Here is a 24,914-nt window from a genome sequence, read left to right as displayed (position 1 = left end):
GGTAGGCATAATGAAAGGTAAACAGCAGCGCCGCAGACGACGCCGACCTCGCTCAAGCGACCGACGATCCGGACTTGAGCAGGTTCGCCGCGGCGAAGACGGCTGACTGATCGAATGATCGCTGCATCTTGTGGACCATCTCCAGCATCTGCGCCGGCTCCATCGTCGCCGATCCCACCTCGAGTTCGCGCGACAGGCGCGACAGCGCCGAGAAACCGAACGTCGCCGACGAGCTCTTGATCGAATGCGCCTCGCGCCTGAGTTCGAGGCGATCCTCGAACTTGGCCGCAAGCGTGCCGAACTTTCCGGACGTGTCGTCGAGGAACGTGCGCAGGACCTCCAGCGCATCCTCCTCGCCGAGCTCGGAGACCAGGATCTGATAGACGGATTCGTCGAATTGCACCCAGTCGGTCATGCGACAAGCCTTTCCTTGTGTGTAGCAGCGGCCGCGCGAAGCAGAGCGGCATTCAGTCGATCGCGCGTGACCGGCTTGGTCACGAAGTCGTTCATGCCGGCGTCGGTGCACGCCAGATGATCCTGGCTGGTGGCGTTGGCCGTCAGAGCGACGATGTAGATGTCCTGCGCGGGCGGCGGCAGCGAACGGATCATCCGCGTCGCCGTGAGCCCGTCCATCTCGGGCATCATCATGTCCATGAGCACGAGGTCGTAAGGCTGCTTCTGCACGGCTGCGATCGCCTGCGTGCCGTTCTCGACGATGTCGTAGCCGTGACCAAGCTTGTCCAGGAGCTTTTTGATGACGAACTGATTGGTCAGATTGTCCTCGGCAACGAGGATCTTCAGCGGCGCGAGGCTGCCCGGACGTTCCTCGGCGATCGTCTCGCCGACCGGCACGATGGTAGCCTCGGGCGCGCTCACCTGCTCGACGTCTGGCTGCGGCTGGACCTCGATCGAGAAGGTGAAAGTGCTGCCCTCGCCCACCCTGCTCTGCACCTTGATGTCGCCGCCCATGCAAGTGACGAGGCGCTTGCAGATCGCGAGCCCCAGACCGGTGCCGCCGAAGCGGCGCGAGATGGAATTATCGACCTGCGAGAACTGCTTGAACAGCCGGCTGACAGCGTCTGCGGGAATGCCGACGCCGGTATCGGCGACCGAGAACACCAGCGTCAGGTTGGGCCCGGCAAGGTTCTCGGCACGCACATCGATATGGACGCCGCCCGATTCGGTGAATTTGAGCGCATTGCCGACCAGGTTGAACAGCACCTGGCGCAGCCGCGCGGGATCGCCGACCACGTAGTTCGGCACGTCCGGCGCGATCGAGGTCGTCAGCTGCAGGCCCTTTTCCCTGGCGCGGGACACCAGCAGCTCGGCGGTCGCCGTCACCGACCGGTGCAGGTCGAACTCGATGTGCTCGATCTCCAGGCGATCGGCATCGAGCTTGGAGAAATCGAGGACATCATTGAGCAGCTGCAGCAGGTAGTCAGCCGACTCGCGCAAGGTGGTCGCGATCTTGCGCTGCTCCGGCGCGAGGTCCGCCGACAGCAAGAGATCGGCAAGGCCGATGACGCCGTTCATCGGCGTGCGGATCTCATGGCTCATCATCGCCAGGAATTCGGAGCGCGCCCGCGTGCCTGCCTCGGCGGCATCGCGTGAGGCGGCAAGTCCCGCCTGATAGCGCGCAATCAGGATCGTGATGATGCCGATCACCACCGTCAGCAACGCCCCGACCAGCAGATCACGATCGCGGTTGAGCTTGAAGGCGCTGAAGATCTCCTCGGAGGCCTGACCGACGATGACCACCAGCGGCAGATCCTTGATGCGCTGGAACGAGTAGATGCGCGTGACGCCGTCGATCAGACTTTTGAAGGTGTAGAAGCCGCTGCTTCTGTGCTGAATGGCGCTCATCACCGGGCTGCCGGCGAGCGAGGATCCCACGCCCCCCGGACCGGCCGAGGCCCGTGCGCGCACGATGCCGTCGAGACCGAGGAGTGTGACATTGCCCTTCTTGCCGAGATCGACCGAATTGTAGAAGCTCGACAGATATTCGGGGTCGAGCGAGACCACCACCACGCCGCCGAACGAACCGTCCGGCATGATGATGCGGCGGGTCAACTGGATCGACCATTTGTTGGAGACACGGCCGAAGATCGGCTTGCTGATGAAGAGAAAATCATCCTTGCCGTCGGCATGAACGCGGAAGTGCTCGCGGTCGCGCAGGTCGAGGCCGCGCATCTTCGGATCGATGTTGCTAGACAGCATGATGCCGTCCTTGCCGATCACGACGACCTGAAACGAGAAGTCGGACAGGAACTGGCTGTTCTTCGACCATAGCGACATGTCGAAGTTGTGCGGGTCCCTGGCATAGGAGTCGCGGACGTAGAGCAAGGTCTGATCTGCCGCGCGGATCGAGCGGATGATCTGCTCCTCGAACGCGCGGGCCAGATTGGCGCCGTTCTTCAGCGCCGACTGCTCGGTGCGCGTATACTCTTCGGAGATCGTGTAGAAGATGCCGGCCCACACCAGCGCGATCGCCGAGAGGCCGATCGCGGCACTGCCGAAATGTCCGATCAGCCGAACCACCCTGTCGACGGTCCGGTCGACCCGCCCGAACAACGGCCTCGATTTCGATATCAGCCTGCGCATGTCCTTCGCCCTCGGGCGACATGCCTATCGGGACGGGCTAGCCATCAGGTAAAGCTTGATGGATAAAATCTTCTCAACGAGCGACGGCCGCTTAACCTTCGGCGAGTCCCGGCCTGTTTGCGGGTAATTCGTCACCGCGTTCGACATTTTCGGCCGAAGCTCAGTCGTCACCCCGTAGTCATCCGGATGCGGTTGCAGCGTCGCAGTTCGGCGAGCGCCCCGCGCAAGGGCGGCGAGCCGCACCGTCGAGCGGCACGGCTCGCTCATTTGGACCGGAGCGAAGCGACGCTCAATGAATCTCCGCCGACCGCTTCAAGGCGGCCTTGAGCTTCTCGAGCGAGAAATCCGCAGACCGCGCGATGTCCAGGATCGGCGTTTCACGGCGCGCGCACAGCTCGGCCGCCTCGGGAAGCTTCGCGGCGATGTCGGCGGGGATGACGATCGCACCATGGCGATCGGAGTGGATCAGGTCGTCCGAGCGCACGGTCATCCCGGCGACGCGGACCTCGCCGCCGAAGCTCTCGGCATGCACCCACGCGTGCGACGGACCGATCGAGCCCGCCAGAGCCTGGAAGCCGGCAGCCCATTGCGGAATGTCGCGGATCGATCCATCCGTGATCACGCCGAGGCAGCCGAGCGCCTTGTGGACGTTGCTCTGCACCTCGCCCCAGAACGCGCCGTAGCCGATGTCGGGGCCATCGATATCCTGGATCACGACGATGCGCGGACCATGACCGGTGCCGACATATTCGTAGTAGTCGGTGCGCCGCCTCGCCTGCTCGTCCGCCGGCAGGCCCGACTTGACGACGGACCGGATCGTCGCCGTCCGCGCGTAGCCGACCATGGGCGGCAGGTCCGGGAACGGGCACACCAGCGGCTTGGTCGTGTAGCCGATCAGGCGGCGCTCGGGCGCCACGATCTCCATCGCGTTGCAGATGGTCGGCGTGTCATAGCGCGCGAGCGCCTCGAGGACGGAAGCAGCGAGGGGCGCGGCGGCAGTGCTTGTCACGGGCGTTTCTCCGGATGATGCGGACGGCATTCGCGGGCCGTCCTTGGCCATCCGGTATAACTGAGGCGCCGAAGCCGGCAAAGCGCGGGCTCGGTCGGGGCGCCCTGCGCTCAGTGCAGCCGTTCCGGCGGCCGCTGCCCCTGCTCCGCCGCCGGCACGCCGGTCGGCGCAAAAGCCGTCGTGGATGAAGACGAGGCGTGCGACGCTGCAGCCGCGGCACCAAGGACCGCGGCGTGCCGCGCCGCCTGCTGCCGATACAGCCGCCAGCCGAACGGAAGGCTCAGGATGTAGAGGATCGATCCGGCCGACAGGATGTGCCAGGGATAGACCACCAGCAGCGCGACGAAGAACACCACCGCGGCGAACACCGGCAGCACGAGTTCGGGCGAGACGCGCATCCGCGCGGTCTTGCCGGAGAACACCGGCAGCCGCGACACCATCAGGAAGGCGATCAGCAGCGTGTAGAACGCCGTCAGCAGCGCCGGCGGCCTCGGCAGGTCCAGGAAAGCCAGATAGACGGGCAGCAGCACGGTGATGGCGCCGAGCGGGGCCGGCACGCCGGTGAAGAAATTGGCGGCGAAGGGCGGCTTGTTGGGATCGTCGATGCTGGCGTTGAAGCGCGCCAGCCGCAGCCCGCCGCTGATGGCGTACATCATGGCGGCGATCCAGCCGCCGTCGTGCAGCTCATGGAGCTGCCAGAAGTACAGGATCAGGCCGGGCGCCACGCCGAAATTGACGAAGTCGGCCAGGCTGTCGAGCTCGGCGCCGAACTTCGACTGGCCCTTGATCATGCGGGCGATGCGGCCGTCGATGCCGTCCAGGAAGGCGGCGAAGACGATGGCGCCGACGGCGAGCTCCATCCGCCCCTCGGTCGACAGCCGGATTGCGGTGAGGCCGGCGCAGATCGCCAGCAAGGTGATCATGTTCGGCACCAGCAGCCGCACCGGGATCGGGCGGAAACGGCGGCGGCGCAGTTCGGGAGAGTTCAGATCGAAGCTCATGATCACACCACGTGTGGTTTGTCCGGGACCTTGTGCCTGAACACGGCTCAAGGTCTCCTTAATGGGTCACCAGCGGGCAGCGACGGTTCACTGGCTCCGGAACGTCAGGCCGGGCACGGGCACGTCGAAATCGGCCAGGATCGTCTCGCCGGCGATGGCGGTCTGCCCCTCCGAGACCAGAACCTCAGTGCCGTCAGGAAGATAGACGTCGAGCCGCGAGCCGAAGCGGATCAGGCCGAAGCGCTCGCCCGCGCCAATGGTCTGCCCCTCGCGCACGAACGACACGATCCGGCGCGCCACGAGGCCTGCGATCTGGACCACGCCGATGCGGCCATGCGGCGTCGAGATCGCGAGCGAGTTGCGCTCGTTGTCCTCGCTCGCCTTGTCGAGCTCGGCATTGATGAAGGCACCCGGACGGTAGGAGATCTTCTCGATCCGGCCGGCCACCGGGCTGCGGTTCACATGGACGTTGAACACGCTCATGAAGATCGAGACCCGCAGCAGCGGCCGGTCGCCGAGGCCGAGCTCGGCCGGCGGCAGGGCGCGCGTGATCATGGAGATGCGTCCGTCGGCCGGCGCCACCACCAGCCCTTCCCGCTGCGGCGTGACCCGGATCGGGTCGCGGAAGAACAGCGCGCACCAGACGGTGAGCAGCGTGCCGATCCAGCCGAGCGGGGTGAATATCCAGAACAGGATCAGGCTGACGAGGGCAAATCCCCCGATGAAGGGGTAGCCTTCCGGGTGGATCGGCGGGATCTGAGCGCGGATGGAATTGCTGATCGACATGGCCTGCTTCGTTGAGTGTTGTCGCTCTGACCCTCAGAGCGGACCGCCGCCTTGACTAGGTCGATGGCCGGCGAAGGTCAAAATGAATCCTTAATGCAGTCTTGAGTTCAGATCAGGGCGGTCCGCAGCATCATTCGGCGGCGCTGGCTACCCGTCCCGCCAGATCCGGCCCGGCGACATCCGGTTCGCCCCGATCAGGCGGATTGCGGTTCGGCGCCGTGGCCTCATCGCCGATCTGCGCCAGTTTTTCGCGCGCCTCCTCGGCCTCGCGCTGCCGGTTCCACATGCCGGCATACAGCCCGCTTTTGGCCAGCAGCTCGGCGTGGGTGCCGCGCTCGGCGATGCGACCCCGGTCGAGCACGATGATCTCATCGGCCGCTACGATGGTCGAAAGCCGGTGCGCGATCACGAGCGAGGTGCGGTTGCGCGACACGCCATCGAGCGCCTCCTGGATCTCGTGCTCGGTATGGCTGTCCAGCGCCGAGGTCGCCTCGTCCAGCACGAGGATCGGCGGCCCCTTCAGGATGGTGCGGGCAATCGCGACGCGCTGCTTCTCGCCACCGGAGAGCTTGAGGCCGCGCTCTCCCACCTGGGTCTCGTAGCCCTTCGGCGCCATCCGGATCAGACCGTCGATCTGGGCCAGCCTCGCCGCCTCCTCAACAGCGGCGTCGTCCGCATCCCAGCGTCCGTAGCGGATGTTGTAGCGGATGGTGTCATTGAACAGCACGGTATCCTGCGGCACCATCCCGATCTGGGCGCGCAGCGACACCTGGGTAACATCGCGGATGTCCTGGCCATCGATCAGAATGCGGCCGCCGGAGACGTCGTAGAGCCGAAACAGCAGCCGCGAGATGGTCGACTTGCCAGCACCGGACGGCCCCACGATCGCGACCGTCTTGCCCGCCGGCACCTCGAAGCTGAGCCCCTGCAGGATCGGCCGCTCCAGCTCATAGGCGAAGCGGACATCCTCGAAGCGGACGTTGCCGGAGGTCACCACCAAAGGCGCCGCTCCGGGCGCGTCGTTCACCTCGGCATCGCGCGTGAGCACGCCGAACATCTTCTCGATATCGATGATGGCCTGCTTGATCTCGCGATAGACCATGCCCATGAAGTTCAGCGGCTGATAGAGCTGGATCATCATGCTGTTGATCATGACGAAGTCGCCGACGGTGTTGCGTCCCTGGCGCACGCCCTGGGCGCACATCAGCATGGCCACCGTCAACCCGACCGTGAAGATCACGGCCTGCCCGGCGTTGAGCACCGCCAGCGAGGTATAGGTCTTCACGCTGGCCCGCTCGTAGCGCTCCATCGAACGGTCGTAGCGCTCCGCCTCGCGCGCCTCGGCGCCGAAATATTTCACCGTCTCGTAGTTGAGCAGCGAGTCGATCGCCTTGGTGTTGGCGTCCGTATCCGAGTCGTTCATGCGGCGCCGGATCTCGATGCGCCACTCGGTCGCGATGTAGGTGTAATAGAGATACGCCGCGACCATGGTCAGCGTGACCAGCACGTAGCGCCAGTCGAACTGCCACAGCAGCACCGCGGTCAGCAGCGAGACCTCGACGATGGTCGGGATCAGCTGCAGGATCACCATGCGCACGATGGTCTCGATCGCGTTGCGGCCGCGCTCGAGCACGCGGGTCAGGCCGCCAGTCTTGCGCTCCAGATGGAAGCGCAGCGACAATTCGTGCATGTGGACGAAGGTGATGGTCGCGAGCTTGCGCACCGCATGCATGGCGACACGGGCAAAAATACCGTCGCGCCACTGCGTCAGCACCGCCATCAGCACCCGAATCCCGCCGTAGCTTGCCGTCATGACGATCGGCGAGGCCACCAGCCAGAACGCCCAGTTATCGGGCGCGATCGGCGCGGTGTTGGCGCCGGTCAACGCGTCGGTCGCCCACTTGAAGGTGAAAGGCAGAACCAGCGTCGCCACCTTGGCCGCGAGCAGCAGCACCACGGACCACAGCACGCGCATCTTCAGATCGGCGCGATCGCTCGGCCAGATGAAGGGCCACAAATGGCGCAGCGTACCGGCCAGCGTTCCCTGCTCGAGGGACGATGACGGCTGGTTGGCGGCTGCTTCGGAGGAGGAATCGGGCGGCATCAAACGTTCTGGAACAGCGAGTGTTTTGGCATGTTGTGATGCCGGGGCGTTGCCTGCGTCATATAGAGTGTCCGGGCGCCGGATGCACCGGTACGTCGACGGAATCCGTTACCGCGGCGCAGTATTTGCATACTCGTTTTCGGACAAATGGACCCATTCAGCCTGCATCATCCCGTGAAAGCCCGCGAATCCACGTCCTCCGCCCTCGTCTTGACGCCTTTCAACTGCAGTGTCACACCGCTCCAATGACTGAAATCCGCACCGTTTGCGTCTATTGCGGCTCCGGCCCGGGGACGAATCCCAGCTTCATCGAATCGGCGAAGGCACTCGGCAAGGCGCTTGCCGAGAACGGCGTCAGGCTCGTCTATGGCGGCGGCTCCATCGGCATGATGGGCGCGGTCGCCAAGGCCGTGCTGGACCATGGCGGTGACGTCACCGGCATCATCCCCGACTTCCTGGTGAAGAAGGAGGTCATGATGCCACTGAAGGATCTCATCGTCACGCCGGACATGCACGAGCGCAAGCGGCTGATGTTCGAGCATTCGGACGCGTTCGTGGCGCTGCCCGGCGGCATCGGCACGCTCGAAGAGCTGGTCGAGCAGTTGACCTGGAAGCAGCTCGGACGCCACGCCAAGCCGGTGCTGATGGCCAATATCGACGGCTTCTGGGAACCGCTGTTCGCGCTGCTGGCCCACATGCGCGAGACCGAGTTCATCCGCCCCGGCTTCCAGATCGAGCTGCTCAAGGCCGAACGCGTCGAGGACATCCTGCCGCGCCTGCGCGAGGCCGCCGCCCGCGTCGCCAAGGAAGAGACCGAGATGGCGCCGGAGATCGCCAAGCGGCTCTGATCCCTATTCGGCCGGAAACGTCACCGCCTCGATCCGATTGCCGTCGGGATCGAGCACGAACGCCGCGTAATAGCGCACGCGGTCATGCGGCCGCAGCCCCGGTGCGCCGTCCGAGACACCGCCTGCCTCCAGCGCCGCGGCGTGGAATGCATCGACGTCGTCGGAGCTCCTGGCACGGAAGCAAAGGTGCGAGCCCGTCTCGGCGGATACCCGCGCCATGCCGGCGCGCAGATTGATCCAGAATTCCGGATAACTCTTGCCGAAGCCGATCGTGCTGGGACGTTCGACCAGGCGCGTCAAACCAAGCGGCGCCAACGTGCGCTCGTAGAACCGCGCGCTGCGGGCGAGATCGCTGACACCGACTGAGACGTGGTCGATCATGCGTTTGCTCCTGCCCTCTCCGCGTCATTGCGAGGAGCGAAGCGACGAAGCAATCCAGAGTCGTGCATTCAGCCCTGGATTGCTTCGCTTCGCTCGCCATGACGGATGCATCACCTCAACCCGGCGCGCCGGACTTCACCAGCTTGTAGAATACCGAATCCATCAGCGCCTGGAACGAGGCGTCGATGATGTTGGGCGAGACGCCGACCGTGGTCCAGCGCTCGCCCTTTTCGTCCTCGCTTTCGATCAGCACGCGCGTGACCGCCTCGGTGCCGCCATTGAGGATGCGGACGCGATAGTCGATCAGCTTGAGGCCGTCGATGTAGCCCTGGTATTTTCCAAGATCCTTGCGCAGCGCGACGTCGAGCGCATTGACCGGACCGTTGCCTTCGGCCGCGGAGATCAGCCGCTCGCCGGCGACGTCGACCTTGACGACGGCCAGCGCCACCGTGACGCGCTCGCCGACGGCGTTGTAGCGCTGCTCGACATTGACGTCGAACTGCTCGACGCGAAAATACTCCGGGACCGAGCCCAGCGTACGCCGCGCCAGCAGCTCGAACGAGGCGTTGGCGGATTCGTAGGCATAGCCCGCGGCCTCGCGCTCCTTCAGCTCCTCGACCAGGCGCGTGAGCTTCGGATCGCTCTTGCTGAAGGGAACGCCGCCGCGCTCCAGTGCTGCGATCACGTTGGAGCGGCCGGCCTGGTCCGATACCAGCACCTTGCGGCGATTGCCGACGCTCTCGGGCAGCACGTGCTCATAGGTCTGCGGATCCTTCAGCACGGCCGAGGCATGAATGCCGGTCTTGGTCACGAAGGCGCTCTCGCCGACATAAGGCGCGTGCCGGTTCGGGGCGCGGTTCAGCATGTCGTCGAGCGTCCGCGAGACCTTCATGAGGCCACTGAGCTGCTCGTCGGAGACGGCGATCTCGAAGCGCTCCGAGAACTCGGCCTTCAGCTTCAATGTCGGTATCAGCGAGCACAGATTGGCGTTGCCGCAGCGCTCGCCGAGCCCGTTCAAGGTGCCCTGGATCTGGCGCGCGCCGGCGCGGACCGCGGCCAGCGAATTCGCGACTGCCTGCTCGGTGTCGTTATGGGCGTGGATGCCGAGGTGATCGCCCGGCACGTGCTTGACGACCTCGCCGACAATCGCTTCGATCTCGTGCGGCATGGTGCCGCCATTGGTGTCGCACAGCACGACCCAGCGCGCCCCGGCCTCATAGGCCGTGCGCGCGCAGGCCAGCGCGAACGCCGCGTTCTCCTTGTAGCCGTCGAAGAAATGCTCGCAATCGAGCATCACCTCGCGCCCTGCTGCCTTTGCGGCCGTCACGCTGTCGCGGATCGAGGCGAGGTTCTCCTCGTTGGTGGTCTCCAGCGCGACGCGCACCTGATAGGCGGATGACTTCGCGACGAAGCAGATCGTGTCCGCCTTGGCCTCCAGCAGTGCGGCGACGCCCGGATCGTTGGACACCGAGCGTCCCGCCCGGCGCGTCATCCCGAAGGCAGTGAAGCGGGCATGGCCGAGCTTGGGCTTGGCGGCGAAGAACTCGGTGTCGAGCGGGTTGGCGCCGGGATAGCCGCCCTCGACATAGTCGATGCCGAGATCGTCGAGCATGCGCGCGATGGCCTGCTTGTCGGCCAGCGTGAAATCGACACCGTTGGTCTGCGCACCGTCGCGCAAGGTGGTGTCGAACAGATAAAGTCGTTCTCTGCTTGTGCCTGCCCTGCTCATGCCTGCGCTCCTCCGGAGCCGAGCGTCTTCTTCATCGTGGTGTTGGCGAGCCACTCGCCATTGATGGAGACGCTGTTGCGCTGCTGCGCGACATAGCCGCGCTTGCGGAAGAATTCGACCGCCGTGTCGCTGGCGTCGACCGACAGACCGGTCGTGCCGCGCGCGCCCGCCAGCTTTTCCAGTGCGTCGCATAGCAGGGCGCCGACGCCCTGCCCGGCCGCGTTCGGATGGACGTAGAGCATGTCGATGTGATCGTTGCCCTTCAGCGCGGCAAAGCCGACCGGCGATCCCTGAAGGGTCGCAATCAAGGTGAGCTCGGATGCCAGCCTCTTGCCGAAGCCCGTCTCATCCTCCGCAGCGGACGCCCAGGCCTCCTGCTGCTCCTCGCTGTAGTCGTCACCTGTCAGCCCCTGGATGCTTGCGACGAAGATCGCGGCGAGCAGCGGCGTATCAGCCGGAAGAAACGGCCGCAGTGCGGGCCTCGGGAGAGCCTGTCCCATGTGTCACCACATGCCGTAGAGTTTCGTGACCAGCGCCACCGCGCCCGCGATCAGCACCAGTTTGAGCAGGATGTAGTACAGCCAGTGCCGCGGAAACGGGGTGTCGGGCTTGCTCATCGCGCAATCTCCCAGGTCGTGACCGGCTTGCCGTCGGCGCCTTTGCCATCCTTCAATACAACGCCCATCGCCGCGAGCGCGTCGCGCAGGCGATCGGACTCCTTGAAGTCCTTCCGCGCGCGGGCCGCGGTACGCTCGGCGATCAGGCCTTCGACCTCGGCGGCGTCCACGCCCTTGGCCTGCTGCTTTCGCGCTTCCCATTGCACGGCGGTCTCCGACAGGAAACCCGCAAAGCGAAGCGAGCCGGCAAAGGCAGCGCGATCCGACTCGCCGCCGGACGCCGCACGGCTCCGCAACGCGTGCAGCTCTGCGATCATCAGCGGCGTGTTGAGATCGTCGACGAGCGCCGCGATGATCTCAGGCTCCGGCTGCTCGCCCGGCGCATCGGCCGCGACGCGATACCAGTCGTCGAGCGTCTTGGCGCTCTCCTCCAGGCCCTTGACCGTCCAGTCCGCCGGCGAGCGATAATGCATCTTGAGCATGTTGAGGCGCAGCACCTCGCCGGGCCAGTCCGCCAGCAGGTCGCGAATGGTGACGAAATTGCCGAGGCTCTTCGACATCTTCGCGCCCTCGACCTGGACGAACTCGTTGTGCAGCCAGTAGTTCGCCATCACTGAGGTGCCATGGGCGCAACGCGACTGCGCGATCTCGTTCTCATGATGCGGGAAGATCAGGTCGAGCCCGCCGCCATGGATGTCGAAGACCTCACCGAGATAGGCCGCGCTCATCGCCGAGCACTCGATGTGCCAGCCCGGGCGGCCGCGGCCCCACGGGCTGTCCCAGCCCGGCTCGTCCTCCGACGACTGCTTCCACAGCACGAAGTCGGCAGGGTTCTTCTTGTGTGCGTCGACGGCCACGCGCGCGCCGGCAAGCTGCTCGTCGAGCTTGCGACCCGACAGCGCGCCATAGTCCGGCATTGATCGGGTGTCGAACAACACCTCGCCGCCCGCCTCATAGGCGTGGCCACGCGCGATCAGTTGCTTGATCAGGGTCACCATATCCGCCTTGCCATCGGGGCGCGGCAGCACGAACTCGGTGGCGCGTGGCTCGAAGGTCGGAGGCAGGCTGCCGAGCGCAGCCGCGTCGCTGCGGAACTGATTGGCCGTCACCTCGGTAACCTTCCGGATCGCCTCGTTCAGCGGCAGCCCGGGAAAGTCACGCGCGGCGCGGGCGTTGATCTTGTCGTCGACATCCGTGATGTTGCGGACATAGGTGACGTGCTTTTCGCCATAGAGATGCCGCAGCAGCCGGAACAGCACGTCGAAGACGATCACCGGGCGCGCATTGCCGATATGGGCGAAGTCGTAGACCGTCGGTCCGCAGACATACATGCGGACGTTGTTGGGATCGAGCGGCACGAAGGGGCGCTTCTCCCGCGATGCGGTGTCGTACAAACGCAAGTCCATGGTCCGTCCCCGAATGCCCTGTGCTCACCGCCTCGCCGGACCGACAGGTCCATGACGAGGCGCAACGGGTGTCCTACGCCGAACGACCGACCGCGAGCGGACGGCAACGGCACGAATCACGCTCCCGACCTGCCGGCCGGGCGTCCTGATCATCTCTGTTGAGAAAAGACGGCCTCAGCCAGCGAATCGCTAGCGCGTAATCTCGCGGCAAATGCAGCAGATGGCGAGGAAACCGTTCATGAAACTCACCATGATGCAGCAGGCTGTCTCCGTCAAGAGCCGCAAAACGGCCGCTTTCACTGCCCAAATGCTCGCGCCCCGCCTCATGGTTAATCATTTTTAACCTTTTGGGCCTAACCATGAGTTGTCTCCTACACCCACCGGTGCACCATGCGAATCTCCCCGGCGCTGCTCGCCTGCTGTGTTCTCCTCGCCGCCGCGACCACCGCCACGGCGGAGAGCCGCATCTTCATCATCGCCAACGAAGCCGACGGCTACGGCGTCGACCAGTGCCTCGCCAAGGGCGACCGCTGCGGCGCCTCGGCTGCGCGCTCGTACTGCCAATCACGGGATTTTGCACAGGCCTCCTCCTATCGCCGCGTCGACCCCGATGAAATCACCGGATCGGTGCCGAAAGCCGGCGCAAACTGCGCCCATGGCGGCTGCAGCGACTTTGTCGCGATCACCTGCCAGCGCTGAGACGGCCGGGAACGGCTGTTCCCGCCACCCCGGCGCCCCGGAAACGACGTGACGATGCCCGACAAAGCGGCTATGGGATGCCCGCCGCTGCCGCGATTTTTCCGAATTCTGTGCTAGTCCCGCGGCTGCACCCATGGACCGGAATACCGCATCTTGATCGCATCCCTGTCTCCGCGCCTGTTGGCCCTCTCTGCGCTGCTCGGACTGACCCTGACCGGCTCGCACGCCCTGGCGCAATCCAGCTCCGATTCCTATGCGCAGATGCCGCCGGGCCCGCCCGGGCCGCAGGCCGGCGTCAATCCGATCTGCCCACGTCTGGAAGCGCAGCTCGCCTCGATCGATCGCGGCGGTGGCGGCGATCCCGCGCGTGAGGACCAGATCCGGCGTTATCAGGACGCGGCCGCCAAGCAGCAAGGCGAGCTCGACCGCGTCAGCATGCAGGCCAAGCGCATGGGTTGCGACAGCCCCGGCTTCTTTTCGATCTTCAACGGCCGCGCGGCCGAATGCCAGCCGGTGAACAACCAGATCCAGCAGATGCGCTCCAACCTCGACCAGATCATGGGCAGCCTGGAGCGTCTGCGCAGCGGTGGGTTCGGCGGTGAGCGCGACAACCAGCGCCGCTCGGTGCTGGTAGCCCTCGGCCAGAACAATTGCGGCCCGCAGTACCAGCAATATGCCAATGCAAACGCCAATCGCAGCGGCGGCGGCAACTTCCTGACCAGCCTGTTCGGCGGCGGGGCCGACAGCAATCCCGCCGCATCGCTGCCGCCGCCGAGCGCCGATCTCGCGGCGCCGCAGGGCACCTTTCGGACCGTGTGCGTGCGCAGCTGCGACGGCGCCTATTTCCCGATCTCGTTTGCCACCGTTCCCGGCCGCTTCGCCGACGACGAGCGCGCCTGCAAGGCGCAATGCCCTGCCGCCGACGCGACGCTGTTCACCTATCGCAATCCCGGCGAAGACATGAACCAGGCGGTCTCGGTCAACGGTCAGCCCTACACCGCGCTGCCGAATGCCTTCAAGTTCCGCACCGAGTTCAACCCGAGCTGTTCCTGCAAGGCGCCGGGCCAGACCTGGGCGGAGGCACTGAAGTCGATCGACGACCGAGCCACCGCCGCCGAGCAGGGCGACATCATCGTCACCGAGGAGAGCGCCAAGCGCATGCAGCAGCGCCAGACCGGCAGGGCGCCGGCGAACGCCGCCAGGAAGGGTGCCGCGCCGGCCGAGGCCGCAGCGCCAGCGACCGCGGACATCACGACCAGCGCTGGCGGCGACAAGCAGATCCGCACGGTCGGACCGACTTTCATCCCGCAGCGCTGATCGAGTCAGTCGCCGGGCCATGGGCGTCATCCCTCGAACGCGTCTGATGACGCGCGGTCGGCAAGCGCCCGGTCGTCGCGCGCCTCCAGCGGACTCGTGATCAGAGCGGGCGAGATGACCTCGCCCGACGGTCCCAGCGCGTCAGCGAACCGCCAGCGGTTTCGCAATGCTGCGAGACGACGCAACTGTGCCGGGCCGATGCCTTCGAGCGGCGCAAACCCGCCAGCCACGTCGCCGATCTCGGCCGTGGCGCCGACGACAACGGCCAGCGCGCCGGACAGGCTCGCCAGTGCCATCAGCAGCGTCGCGCGGACGCGGGCCAGCAATTGATGACGGGCGCTTCCCGCAAGCGGCCCGGGCAGCGCGCGCTCGAAGCCTTCGACGGCGGCCGCGATCGGTACCCGCTCGGCGGCGAAGCCGAGTCGCGCCGCGACCGCCATGGCCTGATCCAGCGACGCCTGCGACGTGCCGGGTCCGGACAGCATCACGCCGCGGACTTTGCCGGACCCGAGCGCATCGACCGCCAGGGCTGCGGCCAGCGCCGACTCGATGGCTCCGGTCAGGCCGAGCACGATGCCGGTGAAGCCGTGCTTCTCGACGTGGTCGCGCAGGCCGAGCATGCGGGCCGCGTAGTCCGCCTCGTCGCCCTCGATCAGCGTGGTGACCGGTCCCCGGCACTGCCAGCCATCGTCTCCCCTGCTCCATGCCAAGGTCGCGACTTCAGCGACGAAGCCCGGGAGCTGTGCCGCCACCGAGAGATCGGCGTTCAGCGCGAAGGACGCGCCGTCGAACACCTCGCCGTCCTGACCGCCGACCTGGTTGAGCCAGACGAGCGGCAGATCGCTTTCGGTGACGCGGGCCACGGCGGCCGACAGGCGCCGGTCGCCGCCGCTGCGCACGTAGCATGAGCGGCTCGGCACGACGATGAGCTCGGCCCCGGTTTCCGCCAGCGTCTCGACGACGTTTTCGTAGTTCGAGGAGTCTTCGAGCGAGATGTCCTCGCCGATCGCGACCCCGATGCGGACGCCCCGCACGCTGAGCGGGCCGGCCGCCGGGCCGCGCGTGAACACGCGCTTCTGATCACCATCGGCCAGGTTGGCCTTGAAGCGCGTCGCGGCGATGCGGCCGGCGTCGAGCAGCACGCAGGCATTGTAGAGCTTGCCGTCCTCGGTCCAGGGCGTGCCGATCAGCACCGCCGGCCCGCCATCGGCGGTCTCGCGCGCGAGCGCCTCGATCGCGGCCCGGCACGCGGCCTGAAATGCCGGCTTCAGCACCGGGTCCCGGGATGGATGCCCCGCCAGGAACAGCTCCGGCAGCACCACGAGATCGGCGCCGTCGGCCGCCGCCCTCGCCCGCGCCTCGCGCGCCTTCGCGGCATTTCCCGCGATGTCGCCGGCCGTCGGGTTGAGCTGGGCCAGCGTGATCCTGAAGAAGTCAGCGGCCATCGCTCAACTCATTCACAGCAGCCCGAGCCGCTCGGCGATCGCGAACAGCCAGAAGCAGCCCGACATCAGCAGCGCGACGCCGACTGCGGCCGAGCCGAGATCCTTGACCCGGCCGATCTGCAGATCGTGCTCGGTGGTCAGGCGGTCGGCGAGCTTCTCGATCGCGGTGTTCAGCAGCTCGACGACCAGCACCAGCACCACCGCGCAGACCAGCTCGACGCTGCGCATCGGCGTGACGCCGATGACATAGGCCAGCGGCAGCGCCAGCAGGAATGCGACGACCTCCTCGCGCACCGCCTGCTCGGAGCGGAGCGCGAAGGCCAGGCCATTGCGCGAGTTGAGCGTCGCGCGCCAGATGCGCAGCATCAGAAGCCCGCGACCGCCGGCATCGGTGCGGACTTGCCGCCGCGCTGCTGCTTGAGCAGCTCGGCGATCAGGAACGCCATGTCGATCGACTGCTCGGCGTTCAGCCTGGGATCGCACACCGTGTGATAGCGGTCGTTGAGATCCTCGTCGGTGATCGCCCGCGCGCCGCCGATGCACTCGGTGACATCCTTGCCGGTCATCTCGAGATGGATGCCGCCGGCATGGGTGCCCTCCGCGGCATGCACCGCGAAGAACGCGCGCACCTCGGACACGATGCGGTCGAACGGCCGCGTCTTGTAGCCCGAGGTCGAGGTGATGGTGTTGCCGTGCATCGGATCGCACGACCACACCACCTTGCGCCCTTCCCGCTGGACCGCGCGGATCAGTCCCGGCAGATGATCGCCGACCTTGTCGGCGCCGAAGCGGTTGATCAGCGTCAGCCGTCCCGGCTCGTTGTCGGGGTTGAGGATGTCGATCAGCTTGAGCAGTTCGTCCGGCTTCAGCGATGGGCCGCATTTCAGGCCGATCGGGTTCTTGATGCCGCGGAAATATTCGACATGGCCGTGATCGAGCTGGCGGGTGCGGTCGCCGATCCAGATGAAATGGCCAGAGGTCGCGTACCAGTCGCCGGTGGTGGAATCGACACGGGTGAAGGCCTGCTCGTAGCCGAGCAGCAGCGCCTCGTGGCTGGTGTAGAAGTCGGTGGCGCGCAGCTCCGGATGGCTTTCGAGGTCGAGGCCGCAGGCGCGCATGAAGTTGAGCGCCTCCGAGATGCGGTCGGCGAGCTCCTTGTAGCGGCGCGACTGCGGTGAATCCTTGACGAAGCCGAGCATCCACTGATGCACGCTGCCGAGATTGGCGAAGCCGCCGGTGGCGAACGCCCGCAGCAGGTTCAACGTCGCCGCCGACTGCCGGTAGGCGTCGAGCTGACGCTGCGGATTGGGGATACGCGCCTCGGCGGTGAAGGCGGTGTCGTTGACGATGTCGCCGCGATAGCTCGGCAGCTCGACGCCATCGATCTTTTCGGTGGGCGAGGAGCGCGGCTTGGCGAACTGGCCGGCGATGCGGCCGACCTTCACCACCGGCACCGCGCCGGCATAGGTCATGACCACCGCCATCTGCAGCAGCACGCGGAAGAAGTCGCGGATGTTGTTGGCGCCGTGCTCGGCAAAGCTCTCGGCGCAATCGCCGCCCTGGAGCAGGAACGCCTCGCCCGCCGCCACCCGCGCCAATGCCTTCTTCAGGTTGCGCGCCTCGCCGGCGAACACCAGCGGCGGAAAGGTCGCAAGCTGCGCCTCGACCTCGGCCAGCGCCTTCTGGTCGGGATAGTCGGGCACCTGCTGCACCGGCTTGGACCGCCAGCTCTCCGGGCTCCAGCGCTCCGTCATGGCTTTCTACTCCCTCTGGACGGCCGCACACTTGTTCCCCGCACGGCGGCGCGCGCCTTATACACAGCCTGTCCCCGGACTGCCATCTGGAATTTAAGTCGTCCGGCCAAGCCATTGCGGCAGCGAAAGGATTCTGACCGGGTTGAGATTCCGGGTGATCCCGGAGCCGCATGCCTGCTCCCGTGTCCGCGAGCCCCAAGCCGCCGGCGGTGAAGACATGCAACACGCTCCCGCGACGCGGCTGCGCCCGAGCTATGCTGGACCTCGTTCGCCCTCCAATAGTCGGAGGGCGCAGGGAATGCCGGACGATGGCCTCGCCCATGGCCCGCCTGCGGAAGAAAGTGCAGGCGGCAGGTACCACAGGTTCAGCCGGTCCTCCGGCATTCCCTGCGCGACGGTCTTCACGCTTATACGCAGTCTGCCTGGTGCGCCGGGCTTGTTGGCCACCATTGCCACGCGAAGCGAGGCTCCGCGTAACGTGACACCAGCGTCGGGGTGTCAGCACGCTGCGACTTCACGTCCGCGCCGAGCCGTTCGTCCGCACGCCCGAAGACATGCTGCGGCTCCCTCGCGGCCATCGCTCCCCGCCCCGCGTGTCGTGACGATCGCGCGCAACGCCCCTTCCGAGTGAGGCGGGATGGCGACACTAAAGCATGATTTCTGATATTCGTAAAGAGAAATCTTTTGTCCATGACCGCGATCGGGAGTAGTCCGGACCCGCACCGCTTCGCGGCACGTCCCGGAATGCAGCAACGATAGCTTGGCTGCGCGCGAAGGGGACGACGCCTCTCCGTCATACGACCAGCAACAGACCCGACAGCAGCAGGATGCCCAGGATCATCTTCCTGAACAGCGCGTCGTTGATCCTGCGGAAGGCGAGGATGCCGAGCGCAGTGCCGGCGAACAGCGCCGGGATGCTCAAGGCGAGATCGATGATCACCTTGGACGACAGATCCTGCCGGGCCAGCATCGTCGCCAGCGAGGCGAGCTGAATCGCGGCAATGAACGGCTGGACGACGCCGCGCTGCTCGGTCTTCGGCAGGCCGTGCATCTCGCACCAGATCGTCGGCAGCGCACCCGGCATCGCCGTGAGGCCGCCGATGAGACCGCCGCCGAAGCCGACGATCGCGGTGCGGCCTCGGTTCATCGGTTGAAGGCTGCCCAGCGCCGGCTTGAACAGCATGTAGCCGGCGTAGATCGCGATCGTCGCGCCAAACACCTGCTGAAACACGCGCGCGTCCGCATTGTGCAGCAGCCAAAGCGCGAGGGGGACGCCCAGCAGGCCGCCCAGGATCAGGACGAAGCTGTCCTTCCAGCGGATGCTGCTGCGAAGCGCCCAGAGGTTCGTCGCCTGCACGCCGACGCTGCACGCCATCATCAACGGCACGGCCTCCAAAGGCTGCAGACTGTGCAGCAGGATCGCGCCGGCCACGGCGGAAAAGGCGAACCCGGCCAGGCCGGAAACGAAGGCACCAAAGAAAACGGCGGCGCTGAGCAGCAGAAATGATCCTGATCCGGCCATGAAATAGCTCCGGCTGATGAAGTTGAAAATGAGCGGGGATCGTCAATCGTAGGGCTGGAGCGTTGCAGTCCCATCGGCCTGCGCTCCGCTTCGCGTGGCATCGCCCCGCAGCATCGTGGCTGCGACGACGTGCAGGAACAGGAAGACGGCGAGGACGCTCGCGGCCAACACCGCGCGGGGGATCATCGGCAGCTTGCGCCGCGGCCGAGCCTCGTTTGGCTGCATGTCCGTCATCTCCATCACCTGATGCCGGGCTTGCTAGCAGTTCAGCGTCCCCTCAGCGTCCCCCGAGCAGAGTATGGCGTGCGGCGTGTTTCCGTGCAGGGCGAGGAGGAGTCGGCGTCGGTCAGTTCCTCGGCGCTCGTCATTCGCAACCGCTGCCATGGCCGCGGTCGATCGCAGAGCGCAGGCGGATCGGTCGTGCGCACACGACGCAACCCCCGCTCGCATCTGCCATCCCGACACGCCGCGCGCAGAACATGCATCGATCCGTCATCAGGCCGACACGCGGCAGGTGATATCGCGCGCCCCGCTATCCGGCATCATCGAGGGGAATCGACCAATGACACTTCGCCTATGGGCGGGCGCAATCGCGCTTGGATGCACCAGCCTACTCGGCAGCGCGCTGCACGCCGCAGACGGAACGTTCAGCACGCTGACCTACAACGTGGCGGAAACGCCGACCGCCTACAATGGCGGCAGCGACGCGCATTCGCGCGTGATCAGCTGCTATCTGCGCCAGTTCGGCATCGTCAACGTGCAGGAAGATTTTCTCTGGCACGCGGCGCTCTATGACACCTGCGACAACCATCCCTATCGCACGCCGACCTCGGGCACGGCCGGCATCGGCGACGGCATGAATACGCTCAGCACCTATTCGTTCGACGATCTCGATCGCGTGACCTGGACCAAGCGCGCCGATTCGGACGCGCTGACGCCGAAGGGCTTCTCGCTGGTCCGCACGCGGCTGGCCGAAGGCGTCTATCTCGACTTCTACAACCTGCACGCCCAGTCCGGCACGTCCTCCACCGATCTCGCCTACAGCGAGTCCGACGTGGCGCAGATCCTGAGCTACATCGAGGCGAATTCGGCCGGCAACGCCGTCATGGTGATGGGCGACACCAACACGCGCTACACCCGGGCCGGCCAGAACATGTGGGAATTCCTGCATCACGGCTTCAGCGATGCGTGGATCGAGACGGTGCGCGGCGGCAGCGTGCCGCCGATCGGCGACCCGCTGGTCTGCGGCGGCACCCAGACGGCGCGGCCGGATTGCGAGATCGTCGACAAGGTGCTGTGGCGGAACAACGGCTTCCTGAACCTGCAGGCGTCCAACTATGCCGACCGCCAGGACGCGCTGGACTCGAACGGCGCGCAGCTCTCCGATCATCATCCGGTCGAGGTCGACTGGAGCTTCGCCACGGCCGCGAGCCGCAGGCTGAGCGACCAGTTCGGCGGCCCGCACGGCACGAGCTACAACGACGTCTCCGCGCTGCCGGCCAATCCGGTGGTCAGCAAGCTGACCATCCGCACCGGAGCCCGGGTCGACCAGGTCGAGCTGACGCTGTCCAACGGCTATGTCTACAGCCATGGCGGCACCGGCGGCACGGCGCAGAGCCTGGCGCTCGGCAGCGGCGAATATCTCACCTCGGTCAATCTGTGCAGTGATCAGTATCAGGGCCACACGCGCATCTTCCGGGTCGCGTTCGGCACCAGCGCGGGCCGCACTTTGTCGGGCGGCACGACGACGTCGAGCTGCACCAGCTACACCGCACCGAGCGGCTGGCAGATCACCGGCTTCCACGGCCGGTCCGGCGACGAGATCGACAAGCTCGGCGTCGTCTACGCGCCGGTCCCCACCGCCACAGCGCCAGCGCGCCAGCCGGTCCGCATCGTCAATCGCACGTCGGCGCTGTGCATGGACGCCAGCGGCGGCGCGATGGCCGACGGCACCGCCGTGATCCAGTGGTACTGCACCGGCGCCGCCAACCAGACCTGGAGCTACGACGATGCCAGCGGCATGATCCGCAGCATGCAGGACCCGCACTACTGCCTCGACAACAACGGCAGCTATGGCGACGGCGCGCAACTCTTCATCTGGACCTGCACCGGCAACAACAACCAGCGTTTCCGCTACGACGCCGCGGCCGGCACGATCGCGGTGCGCAGCTATCCGGTCGAGGTCACGAGCCAGAACGCCACCTCCGTGGGCAACCAGCTGCTGACCACCTCGGCCTCGGCGGCGGGATCGCAGCAATGGACGCTGACGCCTTGAGCCGACCATGAACGCAGATGATCCGGGCGGTCGCGCCGGCCGGATCATGCTGCGGTGGTCCCGGAAGTCCACCGAAGCCGTCCGCGCCCCACCCGTCGAACTTGCGGACCGATCGCTCCAACGAGAATTCATGCTTGACCTATTCATAACTTTGCGGTTATGAGTTTATTCATAACCAACGGGTTATGGATAAAATGGCGCGATCGCCCGACCTCCTGTTCAGATCACTTGCCGACCCGACCCGGCGGGCCATTTTCGAGGGCCTGTGCCGGCATGGCGAGCAGACCGTCGGCGCGCTGACGGCCAAGGCCGGCGTGTCGCAACCAGCCGTGTCGAAACATCTCGGCGTGCTCAAGCAAGCCGGCCTTGTGCGCGAGCGCCACGAAGGCCGCCAGACGCATTATCGCGCGCAGCCGAAGGCGCTCGCCCCCCTGCTCGACTGGACCAGCCGCATGGCCGCGTTCTGGGAGAGCCGGTTCGATGACCTGGAAAATCTTCTCAACAGGATGGATCAATGACGAAAGCCGCGCCGGAAACCCGCACCGTCGTCGTCGAACGCGAGTTCGCGCATCCACCGGAAAAGCTCTGGCGCGCGCTGACGCAGCCGCATCTGATCGCGGAGTGGCTGATGGCGAATGATTTCGTGCCGGCGGCCGGTCATCGCTTCAAGCTGAAGGCCGACTGGGGCGTGGTTGATTGCCAGGTCACGACTGTCGAGCCGCACAGGACGCTGTCCTACAGCTGGGCCGCCCTCGGCCTCGACAGCGTCGTGACCTGGACGCTGACGCCGACGGCGGCGGGCACGCATCTGCGCATGGAGCAGACCGGCTTCGGACCGGATCAGACCCGCGCCTATCAGGGCGCAAGCTACGGCTGGCCGAAGTTCTTCGACGGCCTGGAGCAGACTCTGGCGCGGCTCGACTGAGCCGAACCGGACGAAAACTCATCATCAAGGAAAGAAACAGATGAATTGGAGCAACACGATCCGGCAGGTGCATCGCTGGGTGTCCATCGCCTTCACGCTCGGCGTCATCGTCAACATCGCGGCGATGACGCAGACGCAGCCGGCCTTCTGGATCGGCCTGCTCGCGCTTGTCCCGCTGATCGTGCTGCTCTGCACGGGGCTTTACATGTTCGCGCTGCCCTATCTCGCACGACCGCGCAACGCGCGGCAGGCCGGTTGACGAGACAGCAGCTTGGCCCGTCATTGCGAGCGGGGTGGTGTACAAGCGCGATCTGAGCGGCGATGCGCTGAGGGTGCGGGACTGCTCACTCCAGCCCGTTCGACGACACCCAGCCGACGACGCCGTTCCACACCGCCCGGCACGACGGAAACCGGCTGATGCCGTCGCCCGGCATCACGCAGCCGCCGACCATCGCGGTCTCGCCGGCCGGAATGCGGGTCAGGATGCTGGATTTCTGCCCGGGCTCGCTGCGCAGGTTGAGATAGCCCTGCGAGACGTTGCGCTTGACCACGCGCGGCACGAGATGCGGATTGGGCAGAATGGCTTGCGCGCGCTCCGTCGGAGAGTCGGTTGGACGCGCCGCGGTCTGGGTCTTCTTCAGCTCCTCGATGCGGGCGCGCGCCATCGAGCCGTATGGCGTGCTGCCGAACTGGCGCACGAAATCCTCGAGCACGGCGATGCTGGTGGTGTTCTGCGTCACCGCCCAGGCCCGCTCGGCCGGATCGGATGACGACGGCGCCGGCTGCGCGGTCGAGGCCGGCGCGAACGCTTGGCCCGCGAAGTAGAAGTCGCCGTCGACCGGCGAGCTCGACACCCAGGGCTGCTGGCTTCCAGCGGTCGCCCGCTTCACCTCCAGCCCGACCTGGTTGAAGGTCTTGAAGATGTCGAGACCCGGCTGCTTGATCGTCTCAGCCAACGCCTTCGTGAACGGGCTGTTGCCGTCGCGGCCGTCGAGCGCGACGTTGCCGGGCTGGGTCGCGAACGAGATCAGCGTGCCCTCCGGCGCGCGCATCTGCGCAAGGCCGCTGCCGGCGTCGCGCAGGCCGCGGCCGCCGAACGGATTGTTGCGGCAGGCATCGAGGATCACGAGGTTGAGCTTGGTGCCCGCGCTCTCCATCTGCCGCAGCACGACATTGACGTCGAGCATCTGGAAATCGACGTCGGCCTCCCGCGTCGGATTGGCGTCGATCGGCACCAGATAGTTGGCGCCGCGCACCTGCACGCCATGGCCGGCATAGTAGACCAGCGCGACGTCGGCGCCGCGCGCGTTGGCGCCGAACTCCTGCACGGCCCTGCGCATCGCGGTTTCGTCGAGATCGAGCTGGGCGCCGCCGCCGACCAGGGTGAAGCCGAGCCCGGCCAGCGTCTGCGCCATCAGCGCGGCATCATGTCTGGGATTGTCGAGCCGGCTGACGGCGCGATAGGCCGAATTGCCGATGACGAGCGCGATGCGGGTGTCGGCGAGCGCCGGCCTGCATAGGAACAGCACGCTGCATCCGGCCAGCACCAGCCTCATCCATTGCCGCATCCGTCCGCCCTCGCCAACCTCGATGGCACGAGCTTATACGTCCGTCGCGGGAGGAGAAAAGCACGGCTTCACGACGGCCGGTCTCGTGAGGCCATGCCGGCCGTTCGAGGCCGCAGCAACCAGCAGAATGCCTCGCGCAGGATCTCGGTGCCGTCAGCCGGGTGCCAGGCGCCATGGGCGATCACGATCCGCTCGGGGTGCCACGCCAGCATGGTCTCGACCGCCGCCCGCAACTCGCGTCGGTGCCGCCAGGTAAATGTCAGCCGGAGATCGCGCGGCAGGCCGCCATGCGGCGGACCGACGCCCCCGATCCAGCTCAGGTAGCGCGCCAGGCCGGCGCCGATCTTGGCCGGCTCGAAATTCTCCATCAGATCGGTCAGGATCAGCGTGCGCGACGGCCGATGGAAGAACACGACCTCCGTCATATAGCTGCCGAGGACGGGCAAGGTCGCGATCTCATCATCCCACGGATAGCCAGTACTGCGATCCAGCGGCCTGCCCTCGAAGTCGATGCGGCCCTTCGCCTGCGCGCGAATGCCAGGTGCCAGATAGATCGCCGCGTCGGGAAACGCCGCCTGCCAGTCGGGGATCCACCAATAGTGGATGCGATTCGGACCGATGATGTCGCGCACGCGGCCTTCCCGGTCGATCTCGGCCCGCAGCGCTGGCGTCAACGGCGTGGGCGAGTGGATGAACAGATCGCCGGAGGCGCAGCGCACCACGGTCATGCGGGTGGGAAACGGAAATTTCAGCCCGGGAATGCCGAAGCGGATCACGGGCCCGTCGACGATCCAGATGTTTTCGGCAACGGGCTTCAGGGTGTTGAGCGGCGGATAGGTCGCAAGGCAATCATCCTGGGACATGCTGGTCGCTCTCCAACCGCCCGTTCACTGAACGGCTCCAAGATGGCAAGCCCGATCGGCCATG

Annotated in this window: 23 protein-coding genes and 1 pseudogene; 7 read left to right on the top strand and 17 right to left on the bottom strand. The window is 66.2% G+C overall.

All coding sequences use genetic code 11. The features are described 5' to 3' along the window. Positions 1–52: 52 nt before the first annotated feature. The 6 genes and pseudogenes from ACQR1H_RS16150 to ACQR1H_RS16125 all read right to left on the bottom strand — a co-directional run bounded on the left by ACQR1H_RS16150 (position 53) and on the right by ACQR1H_RS16125 (position 7,501). Complete coding sequence (locus ACQR1H_RS16150) at positions 53–415, bottom strand: Hpt domain-containing protein (RefSeq protein ID WP_315803098.1); 363 nt, start codon at positions 413–415, stop codon at positions 53–55. Further along, complete coding sequence (locus ACQR1H_RS16145; protein WP_434907834.1) at positions 412–2,601, bottom strand: ATP-binding protein; 2,190 nt, start codon at positions 2,599–2,601, stop codon at positions 412–414. Before ACQR1H_RS16145 ends, ACQR1H_RS16150 begins: the two co-directional genes overlap by 4 nt. Before the next feature lie 289 nt (positions 2,602–2,890). Further along, the gene (locus ACQR1H_RS16140) at positions 2,891–3,610 is read right to left on the bottom strand and encodes an RraA family protein (protein ID WP_315803096.1); all 720 of its coding nucleotides are present in this window, start codon (positions 3,608–3,610) and stop codon (positions 2,891–2,893) included. Positions 3,611–3,720: 110 nt separating this feature from the next. After that, complete coding sequence (locus ACQR1H_RS16135; protein WP_315803095.1) at positions 3,721–4,611, bottom strand: CDP-alcohol phosphatidyltransferase family protein; 891 nt, start codon at positions 4,609–4,611, stop codon at positions 3,721–3,723. An 87-nt stretch (positions 4,612–4,698) separates the two neighbouring features. Beyond that, positions 4,699–5,403: pseudogene (locus ACQR1H_RS16130) on the bottom strand (phosphatidylserine decarboxylase); the annotation flags it as partial. A gap of 124 nt (positions 5,404–5,527) precedes the next feature. Continuing rightward, positions 5,528–7,501: an ABCB family ABC transporter ATP-binding protein/permease gene (locus tag ACQR1H_RS16125; protein WP_434881178.1), complete on the bottom strand. Its 1,974-nt coding sequence runs from the start codon at positions 7,499–7,501 to the stop codon at positions 5,528–5,530. A 245-nt stretch (positions 7,502–7,746) separates the two neighbouring features. Between ACQR1H_RS16125 and ACQR1H_RS16120 the strand changes: the two genes are divergently transcribed. After that, positions 7,747–8,349, top strand: a complete 603-nt coding sequence (locus ACQR1H_RS16120; protein WP_434846597.1) for a TIGR00730 family Rossman fold protein — start codon at positions 7,747–7,749, stop codon at positions 8,347–8,349. Positions 8,350–8,352: 3 nt separating this feature from the next. Here the strand turns inward: ACQR1H_RS16120 and ACQR1H_RS16115 are convergent, their stop codons facing one another. From ACQR1H_RS16115 to cysS, 4 genes are all read right to left on the bottom strand, one after another. Continuing rightward, positions 8,353–8,730 carry a VOC family protein gene (locus tag ACQR1H_RS16115; protein WP_315803092.1) on the bottom strand — a complete coding sequence of 126 codons (378 nt, stop codon included), beginning with the start codon at positions 8,728–8,730 and terminating at the stop codon, positions 8,353–8,355. Positions 8,731–8,845: 115 nt separating this feature from the next. Then, entirely contained in the window at positions 8,846–10,459 is a 1,614-nt protein-coding gene (gene cimA, locus ACQR1H_RS16110) for a citramalate synthase (RefSeq protein ID WP_434907833.1), read from the bottom strand. Next, a complete protein-coding gene (locus tag ACQR1H_RS16105; protein ID WP_315803090.1) occupies positions 10,456–10,959 on the bottom strand; it encodes a GNAT family N-acetyltransferase in 504 nt (167 codons plus the stop codon). Before ACQR1H_RS16105 ends, cimA begins: the two co-directional genes overlap by 4 nt. A 113-nt stretch (positions 10,960–11,072) precedes the next feature. Further along, the gene (gene cysS, locus ACQR1H_RS16100; protein ID WP_434907832.1) at positions 11,073–12,482 is read right to left on the bottom strand and encodes a cysteine--tRNA ligase; all 1,410 of its coding nucleotides are present in this window, start codon (positions 12,480–12,482) and stop codon (positions 11,073–11,075) included. Between the two features lie 390 nt (positions 12,483–12,872). Between cysS and ACQR1H_RS16095 the strand changes: the two genes are divergently transcribed. After that, on the top strand, positions 12,873–13,181 hold the full coding sequence (locus tag ACQR1H_RS16095; protein WP_316180680.1) for a hypothetical protein: 309 nt from the start codon (positions 12,873–12,875) through the stop codon (positions 13,179–13,181). Between the two features lie 153 nt (positions 13,182–13,334). Further along, the gene (locus tag ACQR1H_RS16090) at positions 13,335–14,498 is read left to right on the top strand and encodes a DUF2865 domain-containing protein (RefSeq protein WP_315803087.1); all 1,164 of its coding nucleotides are present in this window, start codon (positions 13,335–13,337) and stop codon (positions 14,496–14,498) included. Positions 14,499–14,524: 26 nt separating this feature from the next. Here the strand turns inward: ACQR1H_RS16090 and ACQR1H_RS16085 are convergent, their stop codons facing one another. From ACQR1H_RS16085 to ACQR1H_RS16065, 5 genes are all read right to left on the bottom strand, one after another. Continuing rightward, entirely contained in the window at positions 14,525–15,943 is a 1,419-nt protein-coding gene (locus tag ACQR1H_RS16085) for a nitrilase-related carbon-nitrogen hydrolase (protein ID WP_434884383.1), read from the bottom strand. A 12-nt stretch (positions 15,944–15,955) separates the two neighbouring features. Further along, positions 15,956–16,309: a diacylglycerol kinase gene (locus tag ACQR1H_RS16080; RefSeq protein WP_434881172.1), complete on the bottom strand. Its 354-nt coding sequence runs from the start codon at positions 16,307–16,309 to the stop codon at positions 15,956–15,958. Continuing rightward, the gene (locus ACQR1H_RS16075) at positions 16,309–17,697 is read right to left on the bottom strand and encodes a class II 3-deoxy-7-phosphoheptulonate synthase (protein WP_315803084.1); all 1,389 of its coding nucleotides are present in this window, start codon (positions 17,695–17,697) and stop codon (positions 16,309–16,311) included. The genes ACQR1H_RS16080 and ACQR1H_RS16075 overlap by 1 nt, the downstream gene beginning before the upstream one ends. A 793-nt stretch (positions 17,698–18,490) precedes the next feature. Beyond that, positions 18,491–19,219, bottom strand: coding sequence for a sulfite exporter TauE/SafE family protein (locus ACQR1H_RS16070; RefSeq protein ID WP_316216226.1), 729 nt, complete (start codon positions 19,217–19,219; stop codon positions 18,491–18,493). A gap of 42 nt (positions 19,220–19,261) precedes the next feature. Continuing rightward, positions 19,262–19,453, bottom strand: coding sequence for a hypothetical protein (locus ACQR1H_RS16065; protein WP_316216225.1), 192 nt, complete (start codon positions 19,451–19,453; stop codon positions 19,262–19,264). A 328-nt stretch (positions 19,454–19,781) separates the two neighbouring features. Here ACQR1H_RS16065 and ACQR1H_RS16060 point away from each other — a divergent pair, with 328 nt between their 5' ends. From ACQR1H_RS16060 to ACQR1H_RS16045, 4 genes are all read left to right on the top strand, one after another. Beyond that, positions 19,782–21,494 (top strand): jacalin-like lectin, encoded by a 1,713-nt coding sequence (locus ACQR1H_RS16060; protein WP_434907831.1) that lies wholly within the window; start codon positions 19,782–19,784, stop codon positions 21,492–21,494. A 194-nt stretch (positions 21,495–21,688) separates the two neighbouring features. Continuing rightward, the gene (locus ACQR1H_RS16055) at positions 21,689–22,012 is read left to right on the top strand and encodes an ArsR/SmtB family transcription factor (protein ID WP_434884380.1); all 324 of its coding nucleotides are present in this window, start codon (positions 21,689–21,691) and stop codon (positions 22,010–22,012) included. Then, positions 22,009–22,419, top strand: a complete 411-nt coding sequence (locus tag ACQR1H_RS16050; protein ID WP_315803078.1) for an SRPBCC family protein — start codon at positions 22,009–22,011, stop codon at positions 22,417–22,419. Before ACQR1H_RS16055 ends, ACQR1H_RS16050 begins: the two co-directional genes overlap by 4 nt. Positions 22,420–22,459: 40 nt before the next feature. Then, positions 22,460–22,678, top strand: a complete 219-nt coding sequence (locus tag ACQR1H_RS16045) for a hypothetical protein (protein ID WP_316180663.1) — start codon at positions 22,460–22,462, stop codon at positions 22,676–22,678. An 85-nt stretch (positions 22,679–22,763) separates the two neighbouring features. On the opposite strand, the gene ACQR1H_RS16040 is transcribed toward ACQR1H_RS16045, so the two are convergent. After that, positions 22,764–23,987, bottom strand: coding sequence for a caspase family protein (locus ACQR1H_RS16040; RefSeq protein WP_434907830.1), 1,224 nt, complete (start codon positions 23,985–23,987; stop codon positions 22,764–22,766). A gap of 68 nt (positions 23,988–24,055) precedes the next feature. Then, on the bottom strand, positions 24,056–24,850 hold the full coding sequence (locus ACQR1H_RS16035) for a DUF4336 domain-containing protein (protein WP_316216221.1): 795 nt from the start codon (positions 24,848–24,850) through the stop codon (positions 24,056–24,058). Positions 24,851–24,914 lie beyond the last annotated feature (64 nt).

Origin of the sequence: Bradyrhizobium sp. HKCCYLRH2015 (genome assembly GCF_051168215.1) — a bacterium.
Lineage (GTDB): Bacteria > Pseudomonadota > Alphaproteobacteria > Rhizobiales > Xanthobacteraceae > Bradyrhizobium.
This window is presented reverse-complemented; position numbering and strand designations above follow the sequence as displayed.

Excerpts from the sequence above, each read along its gene's own strand:
- ACQR1H_RS16060 (WP_434907831.1), top strand. The coding sequence starts at position 19,782 with ATGACACTTCGCCTATGGGCGGGCGCAATCGCGCTTGGATGCACCAGC.
- ACQR1H_RS16095 (WP_316180680.1), top strand. The coding sequence starts at position 12,873 with ATGCGAATCTCCCCGGCGCTGCTCGCCTGCTGTGTTCTCCTCGCCGCC.
- ACQR1H_RS16035 (WP_316216221.1), bottom strand. The coding sequence starts at position 24,850 with ATGTCCCAGGATGATTGCCTTGCGACCTATCCGCCGCTCAACACCCTG.
- ACQR1H_RS16055 (WP_434884380.1), top strand. The coding sequence starts at position 21,689 with ATGGCGCGATCGCCCGACCTCCTGTTCAGATCACTTGCCGACCCGACC.
- ACQR1H_RS16080 (WP_434881172.1), bottom strand. The coding sequence starts at position 16,309 with ATGCTGCGCATCTGGCGCGCGACGCTCAACTCGCGCAATGGCCTGGCC.
- ACQR1H_RS16115 (WP_315803092.1), bottom strand. The coding sequence starts at position 8,730 with ATGATCGACCACGTCTCAGTCGGTGTCAGCGATCTCGCCCGCAGCGCG.
- cysS (WP_434907832.1), bottom strand. The coding sequence starts at position 12,482 with ATGGACTTGCGTTTGTACGACACCGCATCGCGGGAGAAGCGCCCCTTC.
- ACQR1H_RS16150 (WP_315803098.1), bottom strand. The coding sequence starts at position 415 with ATGACCGACTGGGTGCAATTCGACGAATCCGTCTATCAGATCCTGGTC.
- ACQR1H_RS16120 (WP_434846597.1), top strand. The coding sequence starts at position 7,747 with ATGACTGAAATCCGCACCGTTTGCGTCTATTGCGGCTCCGGCCCGGGG.
- ACQR1H_RS16070 (WP_316216226.1), bottom strand. The coding sequence starts at position 19,219 with ATGGCCGGATCAGGATCATTTCTGCTGCTCAGCGCCGCCGTTTTCTTT.
- ACQR1H_RS16125 (WP_434881178.1), bottom strand. The coding sequence starts at position 7,501 with ATGCCGCCCGATTCCTCCTCCGAAGCAGCCGCCAACCAGCCGTCATCG.
- ACQR1H_RS16040 (WP_434907830.1), bottom strand. The coding sequence starts at position 23,987 with ATGCGGCAATGGATGAGGCTGGTGCTGGCCGGATGCAGCGTGCTGTTC.
- ACQR1H_RS16135 (WP_315803095.1), bottom strand. The coding sequence starts at position 4,611 with ATGAGCTTCGATCTGAACTCTCCCGAACTGCGCCGCCGCCGTTTCCGC.
- ACQR1H_RS16085 (WP_434884383.1), bottom strand. The coding sequence starts at position 15,943 with ATGGCCGCTGACTTCTTCAGGATCACGCTGGCCCAGCTCAACCCGACG.
- ACQR1H_RS16145 (WP_434907834.1), bottom strand. The coding sequence starts at position 2,601 with ATGCGCAGGCTGATATCGAAATCGAGGCCGTTGTTCGGGCGGGTCGAC.
- ACQR1H_RS16105 (WP_315803090.1), bottom strand. The coding sequence starts at position 10,959 with ATGGGACAGGCTCTCCCGAGGCCCGCACTGCGGCCGTTTCTTCCGGCT.
- ACQR1H_RS16075 (WP_315803084.1), bottom strand. The coding sequence starts at position 17,697 with ATGACGGAGCGCTGGAGCCCGGAGAGCTGGCGGTCCAAGCCGGTGCAG.
- ACQR1H_RS16065 (WP_316216225.1), bottom strand. The coding sequence starts at position 19,453 with ATGACGGACATGCAGCCAAACGAGGCTCGGCCGCGGCGCAAGCTGCCG.
- ACQR1H_RS16050 (WP_315803078.1), top strand. The coding sequence starts at position 22,009 with ATGACGAAAGCCGCGCCGGAAACCCGCACCGTCGTCGTCGAACGCGAG.
- cimA (WP_434907833.1), bottom strand. The coding sequence starts at position 10,459 with ATGAGCAGGGCAGGCACAAGCAGAGAACGACTTTATCTGTTCGACACC.
- ACQR1H_RS16045 (WP_316180663.1), top strand. The coding sequence starts at position 22,460 with ATGAATTGGAGCAACACGATCCGGCAGGTGCATCGCTGGGTGTCCATC.